This window comes from Sulfitobacter undariae, assembly GCF_014196805.1.
In the GTDB taxonomy this organism is placed as follows: Bacteria; Pseudomonadota; Alphaproteobacteria; order Rhodobacterales; family Rhodobacteraceae; genus Sulfitobacter; species Sulfitobacter undariae.
The window spans coordinates 32935-48120 of the sequence record NZ_JACIEI010000005.1 but is presented as its reverse complement, the minus strand read 5'-3'; the positions used below and the strand labels follow the sequence as shown (position 1 = coordinate 48120).

Here is a 15186-nt window from a genome sequence, read left to right as displayed (position 1 = left end):
GTTCGAGATACACTTACATGTATGCAATATAACCTGCACAGCGGAGAAGTCATGACCCAAGCGGAACAAGAAGCGGCAACAGATATGATCGAACAGATCGAAACCTTGGGCGAGAAGCTGGGCGAGGCGCGTAAATCCATCACAGCGCGCTTCATCGGACAAGAGCGCGTGGTAGAGCTGACCCTGACCGCATTGCTGTGTGGCGGCCACGGCCTGTTGGTCGGTCTGCCGGGCCTTGGCAAAACGCGTCTGGTTGAAACCCTTAGCACCGTGATGGGGCTGGATGGCAAGCGGGTGCAATTTACGCCCGATCTAATGCCTGCCGATATTTTAGGGTCAGAAGTGTTGGAGACCGATGCAAACGGCACCCGCAATTTCCGCTTTATCGAGGGGCCAATATTTTGCCAATTGCTGATGGCAGATGAAATCAACCGTGCCTCGCCGCGCACGCAATCTGCGCTGCTGCAAGCGATGCAGGAAAAAGAAGTCACCGTAGCCGGGCAGAACCGACCTTTAGGGAAACCGTTTCATGTGCTGGCCACCCAAAACCCGATTGAACAAGAAGGCACCTATCCGCTGCCCGAAGCGCAGCTGGACCGCTTCTTGGTGCAAATCGACATCGAATACCCCGACCGCGCCACCGAGCGTGACATCCTGATCGCCACCACAGGTGAGCAAGAGGCACAATCCGTTGCTGTCTTTACCACGGACGAGTTGCTGGATGCCCAACGTCTGCTGCGTCGGATGCCTGTGGGCGATTCAGTGGTGGAAATGATCCTTGATCTGGTCCGCGCTTTCCGTCCCAATGAAGACGGCGTAAGCAAACGTGTTCAAGACTCCGTTGCATGGGGGCCAGGCCCACGTGCAGCGCAGGCTCTGATGCTGGCCGTTCGGGCGCGTGCATTGCTGCAAGGGCGCTTGGCCCCCTCAGCCGAAGACGTGATTGATATGGCGAGGCCTGTGCTAACGCACCGTATGGCCCTGAACTTTGCAGCACGGGCGCGGGGCGATAGCCTGACCGCGCTGATCGACGAAACCGCCGCTGCGATTGCCGCGCCGAAAGCCGCCGTTGCATGAGTGATCCCCTTGCTCTGCGCGCCTTATCCGAGGCCGAAGCCGCCGCTTTGCCTGCCCTACTCGCGCGGGCCGAGCATCTGGCTGGTGCTGTCCTGTTGGGCGCACATGGCCGTAGGCGTGCAGGTGCGGGGGATGATTTTTGGCAATACCGCCCCTCACAAATCGGTGACAGCCGCCGTGCGATTGATCACCGTCGCTCGGCCATGGGCGATACTGAATTTGTCCGCGAACGCGAATGGCAGATTGCGCAATCTGTGATGCTCTGGGTCGACCAAGGCGCATCGATGCGGTTTTCGTCAGATGATGCGATCCCGCAGAAAATTGACCGCGCGCGTGTGCTGGCGCTTGCTGTAACGATCCTACTGAACCGTGGCGGTGAACGTGTGGGCCTGACGGGAACCGCCTTGCCGCCCCGTGCGGGGCGTCCGCAAATCATGGCAATGGCGGAAATGTTCTGCCGTGATGATATGGCTGATTATGCGCCGCCCGAACATCGCGGCATGATCCCGCATGCCCGCGCTGTGTTTATTTCGGATTTTATGGGCGATATCGACAGCGTTCGCACCGCCCTGACCAAAGCCGCCGATCGCGGTGTGCGCGGTGTCTTGTGCCATGTTCTGGACCCCTCAGAAGAAGCATTTCCCTTTACCGGGCGCACGGTTTTCCAATCCATGGGCGGCTCGATGAGCCATGAGACCCTGAAGGCCAGTGACCTAAAAACCCGCTATCTGGCACGGTTGGCAGAACGGAAAGACGAACTGCAATCGCTTTGTGCGCTGACGGGCTGGCACTACGGTGTTCACCACACCAGCAGCACGCCACAGGCGGGGCTTTTGTGGCTCTATGCGGCGCTAGACGCCAAGGCGGTGGCAGCATGATGGTTTTGGGTAGCATTGGGTTTACCGCTCCGTGGGTATTACTGGCGCTGGCTGCATTGCCGATCTTATGGCTGCTGTTGCGGGCCGTGCCGCCTGCCCCTGTCAAACGTCGCTTCCCAGGTGTAGCGCTGCTGCTGGGTCTGAAAGATGACGAAAGCGTATCAGACCGCACGCCGTGGTGGTTGCTCCTGCTGCGCATGCTTGCCGTTGCAGCGATTATCTTGGGCCTTGCTGGCCCCGTGTTGAACCCCGAAACCGAACAGGCCGAAGGCGACGGGCCGCTGCTGTTTGTCATTGATGGATCATGGGCAGGTGCCAGCCGCTGGCCCCAGCAACAAGAAGCGATTGATGCGCAATTGACCCGCGCCAGCCGTCTTGGCCGCACTGTTGGCTTTTTGACCCTAACACAACCGAATCCGCCCGTTTTTCAATCTGCCGATGCTTGGAAAAGCAGACTTGCGGGCATCGCGCCCGCCCCTTGGCAGCCTAGCACGGCGATGATTGACGCTGCCAAAGACGCGCTGTCTGGTGTCGGTGATTTTGACACGCTTTGGTTCAGCGATACGCTTGACTATGCGGGCCGCAACGATCTGTTAGAAACCTTGCAACAACGCGGCACCGTTGAGGCTTATCAAACCGCCACTAACGTGCTGGCCATCTTGCCCGCTACTTATGAGGACGGCGCCGTGCAACTGCGCGTGATCCGTGCCGCCGCAGGAGAAGAACGCGACGTGACCATTCAGGCGCAGGGCCGTGACCCTGCTGGCAATGCGCGTATCCTTGGCGTAGCCACCGCCACATTCGCCGAAGGCGCCACCGATGCGCAAACCGCGCTGGTGCTACCGTCAGAGCTGCGGGCGCGTATCACACGGTTTAACATCGCAGGCCAACGTTCAGCCGGAGCATCCACGCTGAGCGATGACGGGCTGCGCCGCCGCGAAGTTGCGCTGATCTCGGCCCGTGAAAACCGCGAAGGTTTGGAACTCCTATCGCCCTTCCATTACATCGAACAAGCACTGTCCCCCACCGCCGACCTAATTGAGGGGTCCCTTGCCGATACGCTACCTGCCAATCCCGATGTGATTGTATTGGCCGATGTAGCGACCCTGACGGATGCCGAGGCCCGCCCGCTGACCGACTGGATTGAGGGCGGGGGCATGTTGGTCCGTTTTGCAGGACCGCGTGTCGCCGCCAGTGACATTTCCCGTGTCGACGAAGACCCGCTGATGCCTGTGCGCCTGCGTTCGGGTGGCCGTAGTGTTGGCGGCGCGATGAGCTGGGGCGAGCCCAAGGCGCTGTCGCCCTTTACCAACGGTTCGCCGTTTTTTGGGTTGAACGTCCCCGCTGATGTGACTGTCAGCGCACAAGTTATGGCGCAACCAGACCCTACATTGGCCGAACGGGTGATTGCATCGCTGAGCGACGGCACGCCGCTGGTCACGCGCAAGACCTTAGGTCAGGGGCAAATTGTGCTGTTCCATGTCACCGCCACGGCGGAATGGTCCACCCTACCGCTGTCAGGATTGTTTGTTGAGATGTTGGAACGGCTGGCTGTCTCCTCCTCTACCGCTGGCAGCACGATTGCTGCGCTGGAAGGCACGACGTGGAGTCCGCGCCGTGTATTGGATGGTTTCGGCACACTATCAGATGCAGGCAGTTTACCCGGCGTTCATGGCCCAGCGTTGATTGAGGAACCAACAGGTCCGATGCTGCCGCCCGGTCTTTATACATCAGGAGACCGCACGATGGCGCGCAATGTACTGACCCAAGATGCCACGATCACCCGCGCCACTTGGCCTTCGGATGTCACGGTACGCGGATTGGCTGTGGCACCTGAACAGCCTGTGGCGGGTTGGTTGCTAAGCCTCTCGATCCTGCTGCTGCTGGCGGATGTGGTTGTGACACTGGCGCTCTCTGGTCGCTTGCTTGGCCGTAGCAATGCCGCAGCGGCTGTGCTTGGGGTGCTGCTGTTGTTGGGGGCGCCCGCCGACGCGCAGACCGCCGCAGATGATTTTGCCCTTGCCGCCACCTCGGAACTGACGCTGGCCCATGTTGTCACGGGCAACGCGCAAGTAGACGATATCGCGCTGGCGGGGTTAAGGGGATTGGGCGACACCTTGTTCTTTCGCACCTCCGTTGAACCCTCACAACCAATGAGCGTGAATCTGGAAACAGATGAGTTGGCGTTTTTCCCGATGTTGTACTGGCCGATCACCCCCGAGCAGCCGACCCCATCGGCAGGCGCCTATGCCAAGCTGAACCACTATCTGCGCTCTGGCGGCATGATCCTGTTTGATACCCGCGATGCGGACACCGCCAGTTTTGGTGCCTCCAGCCCGAATGGCCGTAAACTGCAAGAACTGGCCGCACCGCTGGATATCCCCGCATTAGAGCCTATTCCAGAAGACCACGTCATCACGCGGACCTTCTATTTGCTCCAAGACTTCCCCGGCCGTTATAACAGCCGCGATGTCTGGGTTGAAGCCGCTCCGCCGAATGCTGAACAGGTTGAGGGCATGCCCTTTCGGGATCTGAATGACGGCGTGACGCCTGTGGTGATTGGTGGCAACGACTGGGCGGCGGCATGGGCTGTGAACGCAAGCGGTGGCCCCATGCTCCCTATCGGGCGCGGCTATAGCGGCGACCGTCAACGTGAAATCGCCTACCGCTTTGGCGTCAATCTGGTGATGCATGTGCTGACGGGCAATTACAAATCGGATCAGGTCCATGTGCCTGCGCTTCTGGACAGGTTGGGCCAATGACTTCCACACTCGTATTTGACCCGCTTATTCCTTGGGCCATGTTTACCATGGTCGCAGTTATTGCCGCGCTTGGCATCTTGCTGGCGATTGTGCGCGGCTTGCACGGATGGGCACTGCGGGGGCTGGCGGGGCTGGTTGTGCTGGCTGCGCTATCAGGCCCGTCCTTTCAACAAGAAGACCGTGCGCCCCTGACCGATATTGTGCTGATGCTGGAGGACGAAAGCGCCAGCCAACGTCTGGGCGACCGCGCCACCCAAACCACCGATGCAGCAAACACATTGGCCGCACAGATCAAAGCCCGCCCCAACACTGAATTGCGCCGCATTACAGTGCCTGATGGCGAAGGCGACGCAGGCACACAAATGATGAGCGCCCTGTCGGATGCACTGGCCGAGGAACCCCGTGCGCGGGTGGCTGGCATTGTCGCGCTAACCGACGGACGTGTGCATGATGCAGACCTGCCCGTTGATCTACCTGCCCCGTTTCACGTCCTGCTAAGCGGCGAGGAATCCGATTGGGACCGCCGCCTGAGTGTCATCGGCGCACCAGCCTTTGCGATCATCGGAGAGCCTGTGGTCTTGACCCTACGGGTTGATGATCTAGGTGCCGCCCCTGCCAGCGACGGTTTTACGGAAATTGACATCTCGATCGACGCAGAAGAACCACAGCGGTTTCGAGTCCCGATTGGCCAAGACTTAGAGCTGCCTGTGACTCTGCCCCATGGGGGCCGCAACGTGATCCGCTTTGCCCTTCCCACCGCCGAGGGCGAGTTGACGGATCGCAACAATTCCGCCCTGATCCAGATGAACGGCGTGCGCGACCGCTTGCGCGTGCTTCTGGTGAGTGGTGAACCGCACGCAGGCGGGCGCACATGGCGTAACCTGCTCAAGTCGGACAGTTCGGTTGATCTGGTTCATTTCACAATCCTGCGCCCCCCAGAAAAGCAAGACGGCGTGCCTGTGTCCGAATTGTCGTTGATCGCCTTCCCGACTCGTGAATTGTTTATGGAAAAGATCGACGATTTCGATCTTATCATCTTTGACCGCTACAAACGGCGCGGCATTCTGCCGTCTCTTTATCTTGAAAACATCGCCAATTATGTACGCAAGGGTGGCGCGGTTCTGGTCTCGGCGGGGCCTGATTTTGCCAGCGCCGACAGCCTGTTCCGCACCCCTTTGGGCAGCGTTCTGCCCGCAACCCCCTCGGCACGGGTGTTGGAGGAACCTTATCTGCCCGTTGTGTCCGATCTGGGCAACCGTCACCCCGTCACAACCGATCTGCCCCAAAACGGGGAGTGGGGCCGCTGGCTGCGCCAGATTGATGTGACCGCCACCTCAGGCAACGTTGTGATGACAGGAATTGACGACCGCCCGCTGTTAATCCTTGACCGCGTTGACGAGGGGCGCGTGGCGCTGCTGGCCTCTGACCAAGCGTGGTTGTGGAACCGTGGTTATGAAGGTGGCGGTCCGCAACTGGAGCTGCTGCGCCGCCTTGCCCACTGGATGATGGGCGAGCCCGAGTTAGAGGAAGAAGCGCTAACCGCAACAGCAGAAGGCCAGACCATGCGGATTGAACGCCGCACGCTTAGTGAAACCGTGCCACCACTCACCATAACCGGACCTGATGGGACCGTGACCGAATTGCCGCTTGCGCCCACCAGCCATGGCCGTTTTGTGACAAAATTCACCGGCCCCGAGATTGGTCTCTATCGCCTTGAGAACGGTGACCAGATCAGCGTCATCGGCCTTGGCCCTGCGGCCCCCCGTGAGTTTGTGGAAACCATCGCAAATGCCGCTGTGTTAGAGCCTGTTATTGATGCCATGCGTGGTGGCATTGTTCGTATAGAAGATGGCCTGCCCCGCATCCGTAACGTACGTGCAGGCCGCCCTGCTGCGGGCCGTGGCTGGATCGGCTTCACCCCGCGTGAGGCCTATGAAACCCGCGATGTACGCCAAACACCGATCCTGCCTACATGGTTGGTTTTGCTGTTGGCTGCGGGCTTTATCACTGCCGCATGGCTACGCGAAGGACGCCGTTAAAGCAGGATATACGCCCAGAAAGGCAACACAAGCAGGGACAAAACGACCTGCCATGTCATGATATCCACATAAAGCTCGGCATCGCCGCCCATCTGTTTGGCGACGATATAGCCATTGGCCGCCGCAGGGGCTGCGAAAACCAGCACCCCTGCAAAAAGCTGCGCCGAGGGCAGGCCCAACAACATCCCCACACCCACAAACAGGCTGGACGCCACAAAAGGCCGCATGAACGCCCCCAAACAGACCCGCCAATCAACCCGCGCCAACCGCCGCAGGCTGATCCCTGCGCCAACAGCCAGCAGGCCAACGCCCAATGCGCCACGCCCGATCATTTCTAACGTGTCGCTCACGGGTTCAGGAAGGGTCAGACCGCTCATGTTGATCAACAATCCCACAATGCACGCTTGGACCAGTGGATTGCGAGACAAAGTGCGCAGCACTTTGCCCACGCTCGCCTTGGACGGACCATAGGCGGCCAGCACAACAATGCAAATCACGTTGATCACAGGGATCAATACCGCAATCGCAACGGCCAGCACCGCAACCCCATCGTCCAAAAACTGCTCAGCCGCAGCCAGCGCAACAAAGGCGTTCCAGCGGATGATCCCCTGAAACAATGAGGTGAAGGAGGGATTATTCAACGTTTTCTGCGCAAGAAGCCGCAAGGCCAGCGCAAAGCCCGTCAAAATAACAATCGTCACCACCAGCGCCAAGCCAAAGCCCCCGACACGGTCCAGCGACAGATCTGATTGCCCGATGGCAAGGACCAAAGTCGCAGGGATCAGCCCGCGAAATGACAGCGTTTCAATCGCAGCCCAACTGCCACGGGGAATGATTGCGGATTTGGCCAGACCATAGCCAATGGCGATGATCAACAGCAACGGCAGAACTGAAAGGGCAAGTGACATGCCAGTGCTTTGGCACCGTCACCGCGATTAGTCCAGACGGATTTCCACACTGGTGCTGCGCCCCTGCGCATCCACAACCGAGATGCGCGTAAATCCAGCGTCTTCTAACGGAAGCACAGCGTCACGCGCATTTAATTGTGTAATCATCGGCGCACCGTTCACCAGAACCGTCAGCGGCAATGTCCCTGCACGCAATTTCAACGGCACACCAAAACCGCTACGCCTGAGGACTGCACCATCAGGGGGAAATGTCACCACAGGGCTGTCGGGCGCAGCGGCGAACACCGCATCACGGCTGCGAAATTCGCGCAATGGTTCGGGCAGATTGGCGGTGCCAAGGATCAACGCATCATTGGGCGGGCGCGGCAAAGGTGTGCGGCGGGTGCTGATGCGGTCAAACGCTTCAAACAAGACGGGCGCGGCCAATGCCCCGCCAAACGCCCCCGGCACAGGGGTGCCATCAGGGCGGCCCAGCCAAACGCCCACCACATGACGTCCGTCAAACCCCACAGACCACGCATCGCGATACCCATAAGAGGTGCCGGTTTTATACGCGATTTCGCCTGCACGGGCAGCAGCACCTTTAGGCGGTGCGATACCCGCCAGAATATGGGCAACTTGCCACGCCGCGACGGGCGACACAAACCGCTGTAACGCGGCCTCGGCCCTGTTCGGGTCGGTGCGCAGCGGCAACGATTGCCCCCCCTGTGCGATACCCGCATAAAGCTGAACCAGATCACGCAAGCTCATCCCGACACCGCCCAAAGCCACGGCCAACCCCGCCTGCCCCGCAGGCAGTTGCGGCTGCGTCCCAGCGCGTCTCAGGCCCGCCATAAGGCGCGCGGGCCCCAACTCATTGGTCAGCAAAACAGGCGGGATGTTCAAAGAGAGCGTCAGGGCGTCACGCACAGTCAACATACCACGAAACTGCCCGTCGAAATTCTGTGGCGCATAGCGGCCAAAAGCCACGGGCGCATCGTTGATCAGCGTATCCGGATGCACCAGACCTTCATCAAAGGCCAGTGCGTAGATCAGCGGCTTAAGCGTCGATCCCGGTGAACGGCTGGCTGTGGTCATATCCACAAAGCCTAACGCGCCATTTTCAGCGTTGAAGGCAGGGGAACCCACATAGGCCAGAACATCACCGCTTTGATGATCCGCTACTAGAATGGCCGCAGAAACACCCGCCGCCTGCCCCGCAACGGCACGGCCTGCGAGGGCCTGCATCTGGCGCTGCAACTGGGGGTCAATTGTTGTACCGTGGCGCAGAACCAAAGGCGCGTCCCGCCGCAGGGTCGCCGCCAGATGGGGCGCGTCTTGGGGCATGTTGCGCATTTTCAATGGGACGTCGGGCTGGCGTAGATCCGGTGCTAAATCCAACCGTGCAAGCACGCGCGCACGCGCCTTGCGTGCGGCATCGGGATGGCGATCCGGCCTGCGAGATTCAGGAGATTGTGGCAAAGCAATCAGCAGTGCGGCTTCTGCCTGCGTTAGGCGTTTGGGTTCTTTGCCAAACCACATCAGGCTGGCCGCACGCAGCCCCTCAATAGCACCACCATAAGGCGCATGGTGCAAATATAGCGTCAGGATTTCATCTTTGCTTAGCCGCCGTTCCAGCGCCATGGCAAGGCGCATCTGGCGCAGTTTACCCGATACATTTCCCGTGCCAGAATTCTCCAGCAGCCGCGCCACCTGCATGCTGAGCGTTGATCCACCAGACACAACCCGCCCATATCGCACCGCCTGAACAGAAGCCCGCAACGTGGCGCGCAGATCAACGCCACCGTGGCGGTAGAAGCGTTTGTCCTCATAGGCGATCAACATGGCAATGAACCGTGGATCGACCTGATCCAGACGGGTGGCCAACCGCACGCGCCCATCCTCCACCGGAAAGGCCCTCAGCAGCGTGCCATCCCGCCCCCGTACCTCCACGCCAACTTCGGACAGGACGGGCGGTAAGACGGTGCTATCCACCCAAGCGTCCAGCCTGTCACGCCCATGCGCGGCCAGCCCCAATGTGACGACAAGCGCCACCAAAAGGCCGGCACTGCGGCTCACGGAGTGACGGTCAGGCGGGTGGTATCAGTAACAGCGCGGTACTCTGGGCGGTACATATCCGTGACCAACGCAGCTGGGTGGTGGTATTCACCCGGTGTGATGGCCCGTACAACATAGGCCAGTTGGAATGCATCTGTTCCTGTATAATCCACCGCTGCAATGAAGCGATCAGCGCGGAATTCGACGTTTTGCGGATCGACGGTTTTCAACCAATCCAATGCATCCACAGCACCACTTGCCAACAGATTTGGATTGTCGATCTCAAACCCGCCAGGCAGCGGATCATCGATCAGCAAGCGCGCGCCGATTTTTTCAAACGGTTGCACGCTGAGGACAGCAACGATCCGCGTGCCAGCGGCAACTGGGCCCTCAACGGCCACACCTTCCAACGTGAAGTAGCGGCGGTTCAGCGTGTATCCATAACCGCCGGCCGGAGGAGCAACCTCTGGCACACCGTAGCTGGTGAGGGTGATATCTGTCGCTGCGTCAGACGTATTCTTGACCAACACCGCTGTAGAATCTGCATCGCTGAGCCGTTTGACGACTGGTCCTGTCACCAGTTTGCCGTCTACCTCGATGCCGCTGTTGGTCACGGATGTGCCCAACGCGTGAGCCGCCATAACCACTTGGGCTGCTTCTTGCGTAGACAGGTTGCGACCATCGGCACGTAGAGACTGTGATAAAGGCCCCAACGCCAAGGCATTGCTGCCTGCTTCTGCGGCAAGGGTCAGAACAGCCGCCTTGTCACGTAGATTGCTACCGAAATCATCGCGCCATGCAGAGCGATCTGTCGCTTGCAACAGCAACGTCCCAGCGCGGGCAAACATTCGATCAGCGCGGGTTGGGTCACCGTAAGCGGCAAGTGCTGCACCCAGTTGCGCCGCTGCCATTGGCGTTGTGAATGCCGCTGCTTTGGTATCCGCATAATAGCGCAAATCACCCATTTGGGCGGCGCCAGCACGCGCTAGCACCAGTAACGCATAGGCGATAGCTTCGCCCCCCTCGTCAAAGTCGGGGGCGAAATTGACCCTGTTGCGCAGGTTGTCCAGCGCTGTGGCTAATGCGCGTGGCGGTACTGCATGGCCTTGCGCCTGTGCGCGCCATAAGAAATCGCTCACGTAGGCGTCCAGCCAGAAGGCACCGGATTCAGCCCGCCAGAGGCCAAAGCCCCCGTTCGACGCCTGCCGCGCCATCACGCGGCTGATACCATCCGCAATTTTGGCATTGATGTCCTCAGGCGTGCCAAGACCCGCGTCCTGCGCCAAGCTGCTTAAATAGAGCAACGGCAGGGCGGCAGAGGTGACTTGTTCGGTGCACCCGTAGGGGTAACGGTCAAGCTGGCGCAACAAACCCGGTACGTCAAACCGCGCCATTGGGCCAGCCGCCAGCGTCGCGTTTGCAGTGCCGGCTCGAAGACCCGTCAAAGCAGCGTTATCAAAAGTGAATTCCTCACCCGGATTGAGGGTGAAACGACGAGTTGTAGCTGTTTCTGGATCATTATTTCGCACTGGCATCCGCAACACACGGCGCAACGCCACACCTTGGGGTGTGGTCAATTGCACAGTAATATCGTGATCGCCGATTTCCCGCGCCGAGATATCCAGCGGCAGACGTAATGTGCCGCTCTCACTGATGTTCACCTCTGACGGGACAGCGCCCATAGCAATGCCTGCATCGGCAAAAACCTCAAGTTTCATAACGCCACTTGGGCCGCTGGTGTGGATCAGCTCAAGCAAAAGATGGCTTTGATCCTGAGGAGCCAGAAGGCGCGGCAGGCTGGCGGTGATCACAACCGGATCGCGGGCGATAACATCTTGTGTGGCATTGCCAACAGCCGTTTCAGACCACGCCACAGCCATCAGGCGAATGGTGCCGTTGAAGGCTGGGCGCGTGACCTCGACCATGGCACTTCCATCTGCGCCAACAGTCACCGGACCGCTGAAAAATGCCATCAGCTCTTCGGTGGGCGGTGGCGATTGCAACTGCGCCGAGGCCACGGCATCGCCGCCCGACCGGACAGAGCCCATTGCCCCGCTTAGCCCATCAATCAAACGCCCATAGACATCGCGCATTTCCACACCCAAACGGCGTTGGCCGAAATAGTGATCCGAGGGATCAGGTGCTTTGAAGTCCGTGAGGTTCAAGATGCCGACATCAACCGCCGCCAGCGTGACATAGGCAGTCTCGCCCGCTTTGATGCCCTCAATCTTAACCGGCACTTGCAGAATACCCGCCTGCCCGTCCACTTCGGCAGCGGCGTCCAGCCTGACAACCAACTGCTTTTCATCTGGTTCGATTGTGGCGTGGGCCAGCCCCAAACTGCGTGCAGGGCTCATCGCCGCTTGTACATCCATCGGACGGATCACGGCAGCCGAGACATAGGCGCTATTGCCCCAATCCTCTGTTACGGTCAGCGACACAGTGGTTTCACCGGCTTTTACATCAAGGCTTTGCTGTTCGATCACACGGTTCGACAGAACCGATATCATCGCAACGCCCGCCTCTGGCGCAACAATGCGTAACGTGGCGGTATCACCCACAGCATAGGCTTCACGGTCCAGCGACACAGCAAGGAAATCTGGCGTGGCTGAGGCGTCATCACCGCCGTACCAGCCCGAAGCAAGCGACACAGACGTCACCGCAAAAGGCGCGGCAGTTTGTTCAACCAGCAGTTCATACTGCCCCCATTGTGTTGGCAGCGCGAGCGGCTTGGGCATTGTGCCCAAAGTCATTTCGCCACTGTCCACACGAATACGGCGCGTGATCGGCTCCCACTCCCAACCGCCCCCGCTTTGATACCACTGATAGCGGGTCTCAACTTTGTTGAAGGTCCATTGCACAGGCATCTCGCCTTTGGTCACAATCAGATCAAATTTTGCGTCAGCCCCTTCGGACAAAACCCCGTCAAAATTGGATTTCACACCAATCAACGGGGTTTGCGGCGTCAAGGCGCGTTGCAACTGCCGTTCAACTGGACGGCCTGAGCCTTCGCTCATACGTGTGGTCAGGGCAAGTTCGAGCGGCTGACTGGGCGTTTCGCTTAGCTCTGGCATTTTCAGGGCCAGACGGGCAATGCCCTGCGCATCACTGCGCGCTGGATCAAGATAGGTCGTGCGCGTGTTAAAGCCTTCGTCGTAACGGCCAAACAGATAGCCCTTATGTGCCTCAAGACGGCGGGTCGCACGCAGGCGCAACTCTCCCTCTACCTCCAGATCGGCGGCAGGAGCGCCAAAGAGATAGCGTGCATCAACCCGCGCCGTAGGCATATCCCCCAAGGCGATGGGCGTGTCCGCCAAGGCAATGTCAAATTCGATACGGTCTGGCAGAAAGTCCTCTACCAGCACAGTTTGAGAGGCCAATGGACCATCCGCCGGATCGGCAACCACATCCAGACGCCATGCACCGCGTGGTGCTTGCGCACCAACTGGCAAGGCAAAGACATGCCCGCCAGACACTGCATTAGACGTCAGCGTGCGGCTGTATTCTGCCCCGTCAGGACGGCTGAGCACGGCAACCAACGGCAAGCCATTAACGGCGCGGCCCAAAGTATCACGCGTGAGAACAGTGGCAAAAATGGTTTCACCTACACGGTAGGCACCGCGATCCGTGGTCAGGAAAGTATCAATCGGCGGCGCGGGAGGGCGGCCTTCTACGCCGCGATCAGACAGATCAAAGGCAGGATCAGTGAGAGACAGAAACGCGGCATCGCCCCCGTCATCCATAGCGGTCAGCAAGGCAGGTGCCGCGGCACCACTGCCACGCGTCAGACCTGCAGGAAAATGTGCACGGCCCTCAGCATCGGTCACCGCTTCGCCCAGCACCGCATTGGCACGCGAAATCAAGGTCAGCGTCACACCTTCGCGCGCAGTTGCATCCCCCAGATTGCGCACCGAGGCGTGCAAACCATCTGTGCCAGACATGGTGCTCAGGCCCAGATCCGTCAGAATAAACCACTGCGTTGCGGCGGGGTTGTCATAGGGGTCAGCTCCTTTGATGCCAGCAGTTAACGCATAAATCCCTGCCGGTTGATCCTTGAGCGCCTCTGTAAGGGGCAAACGCGTGGTCATCGCCGCATTAAGTGTGTTTTGCACCACACCTGTACCGGCCCAAACATCCTGCCCGATCTCACTTGAGAAACGGTCTTCTTCGTATTTGTTCAACGGCTTGCCGAAATAGCTGTCTTGCATCGCCCGTAGCAAATTCCGGTCACTCACGCGGCGCAGCTTCATCTCGACTGTGTCGGTGTTCACGGTTTCAATCGGCAATGCCGCCTCTGGGCTGCGCGGCAGGACATAGGCACGGCTGGTAAAACGGACAGATGGATCGCGGTCACGCACATAAAGCGTGATGGGCACATCCTTATGCAAAACTTCACCACTTGCCGAGGGCAGGCCGCTTCGGAAAGTTGCCGTATACCGTGTGCCATGGGTGACACCTTCGATACACAGTGTGCGGTCATCCGCTTCGACCACCAGCGTCGGGTCTTGCAGACGCACAAAAGGTGCATAATCTGTTCCCGCCTTCACCAAAGACTCGGAGAATTCGGCACAAATACGCGGGCGGGCGCTGTTGTTATCAACGCGCGTGCCAGTGATCCGGAAACCATATTTGGCAATGGCCGCATCAAGGGCGGCTTGAAGCTCCGCACGCGGCTCTAGTTGATTGGCGAGGCGCAAGGCACCTATCATGTCACGTCCGCGTCGATTGTCTTCTAGTGCACGTGCCATCAGCTCCAATGCCGTCACCTGCTGTTCCGCACTCCGCGCCCGAACGTATCCGTTGATCGCCGCTGGCACTGCTTCTCGCTTTAAACGATTGGCAAGATCACGAGGGATGTCAGACTTGGGGCGCTGCGCCAACCACGCAAACTGTGTCCAAAGCTCCCCGCGATCTGTCATTGCAAGCGCAGTGCCGATCATACGCGCAGCGGTGAAAGTATCACTGCGTGCGATGGCCGACTGAATAGAGGCGGATACATCGTCCAATCCGAAGCCATTGTCGGGAAACCGATCCGCATTCTCTTGCACCAACGCACGGGCAGCGGCAAAATCGCCCGCTTTCAAAAACACCAGTTCTGCCTGCCGTTGCGCCCCAAGCGTTTGTGCGACCTTGGATGTTTGTATTTTACGGGCAGATTGCGCGCCGTCAAAATACTCGGTCCGCGATACTTCGGATTTAGGAAAACATGCTTTGGACTTGGTGTTATAGGTAAAGCCGATGCAATCCGTCTGCGCGCTACAGGCCCGCATACATGATTTTTGAGTCGTATAGAAAAGTTGCCCCAGATCTGCTCCGTAGAAATCCGTATCAGGCGCATAAACATAGCGGTGCTCAGGCAAGGCGGTTTGGGCCAGAGCAGCGGATATGCTGACAATCGACCACATCAATGCTCCCGCAAAACACTGCAAAATACGCATAACAGAATCCCTTTTGACAATAGGGACAGTATGCCACGCCACAGCCT

7 protein-coding genes are annotated in these 15186 nt (G+C 59.2%); 4 read left to right on the top strand and 3 right to left on the bottom strand.

The features are described 5' to 3' along the window. The first annotated feature begins 51 nt into the window (after nucleotides 1–51). The 4 genes from GGR95_RS09385 to GGR95_RS09370 are packed head-to-tail and all read left to right on the top strand — an operon-like array spanning nucleotide 52 to nucleotide 6756. Nucleotides 52–1077 carry an AAA family ATPase gene (locus GGR95_RS09385; RefSeq protein ID WP_184565450.1) on the top strand — a complete coding sequence of 342 codons (1026 nt, stop codon included), beginning with the start codon at nucleotides 52–54 and terminating at the stop codon, nucleotides 1075–1077. After that, nucleotides 1074–1955, top strand: coding sequence for a DUF58 domain-containing protein (locus tag GGR95_RS09380; protein ID WP_184565150.1), 882 nt, complete (start codon nucleotides 1074–1076; stop codon nucleotides 1953–1955). The genes GGR95_RS09385 and GGR95_RS09380 overlap by 4 nt, the downstream gene beginning before the upstream one ends. Continuing rightward, nucleotides 1952–4717 (top strand): DUF4159 domain-containing protein, encoded by a 2766-nt coding sequence (locus GGR95_RS09375; protein ID WP_184565148.1) that lies wholly within the window; start codon nucleotides 1952–1954, stop codon nucleotides 4715–4717. Before GGR95_RS09380 ends, GGR95_RS09375 begins: the two co-directional genes overlap by 4 nt. Further along, nucleotides 4714–6756 (top strand): hypothetical protein, encoded by a 2043-nt coding sequence (locus tag GGR95_RS09370; RefSeq protein WP_184565146.1) that lies wholly within the window; start codon nucleotides 4714–4716, stop codon nucleotides 6754–6756. The genes GGR95_RS09375 and GGR95_RS09370 overlap by 4 nt, the downstream gene beginning before the upstream one ends. Here GGR95_RS09370 and GGR95_RS09365 read toward each other — a convergent pair. The 3 genes from GGR95_RS09365 to GGR95_RS09355 are packed head-to-tail and all read right to left on the bottom strand — an operon-like array spanning nucleotide 6753 to nucleotide 15139. Further along, nucleotides 6753–7664, bottom strand: a complete 912-nt coding sequence (locus GGR95_RS09365; RefSeq protein ID WP_184565144.1) for an AEC family transporter — start codon at nucleotides 7662–7664, stop codon at nucleotides 6753–6755. The two genes, GGR95_RS09370 and GGR95_RS09365, sit on opposite strands and share 4 nt — an antisense overlap. 27 nt (nucleotides 7665–7691) lie before the next feature. Beyond that, nucleotides 7692–9722, bottom strand: a complete 2031-nt coding sequence (gene pbpC, locus GGR95_RS09360) for a penicillin-binding protein 1C (RefSeq protein WP_184565142.1) — start codon at nucleotides 9720–9722, stop codon at nucleotides 7692–7694. Then, nucleotides 9719–15139, bottom strand: a complete 5421-nt coding sequence (locus GGR95_RS09355; RefSeq protein ID WP_184565140.1) for an alpha-2-macroglobulin family protein — start codon at nucleotides 15137–15139, stop codon at nucleotides 9719–9721. The genes pbpC and GGR95_RS09355 overlap by 4 nt, the downstream gene beginning before the upstream one ends. Nucleotides 15140–15186 lie beyond the last annotated feature (47 nt).

What these genes read in the sequence shown, in the direction of transcription:
- GGR95_RS09380 (WP_184565150.1), top strand. Translation starts at nt 1,074, where the DNA reads ATGAGTGATCCCCTTGCTCTGCGCGCCTTATCCGAGGCCGAAGCCGCC.
- GGR95_RS09370 (WP_184565146.1), top strand. Translation starts at nt 4,714, where the DNA reads ATGACTTCCACACTCGTATTTGACCCGCTTATTCCTTGGGCCATGTTT.
- GGR95_RS09365 (WP_184565144.1), bottom strand. Translation starts at nt 7,664, where the DNA reads ATGTCACTTGCCCTTTCAGTTCTGCCGTTGCTGTTGATCATCGCCATT.
- GGR95_RS09385 (WP_184565450.1), top strand. Translation starts at nt 52, where the DNA reads ATGACCCAAGCGGAACAAGAAGCGGCAACAGATATGATCGAACAGATC.
- GGR95_RS09375 (WP_184565148.1), top strand. Translation starts at nt 1,952, where the DNA reads ATGATGGTTTTGGGTAGCATTGGGTTTACCGCTCCGTGGGTATTACTG.
- GGR95_RS09355 (WP_184565140.1), bottom strand. Translation starts at nt 15,139, where the DNA reads ATGCGTATTTTGCAGTGTTTTGCGGGAGCATTGATGTGGTCGATTGTC.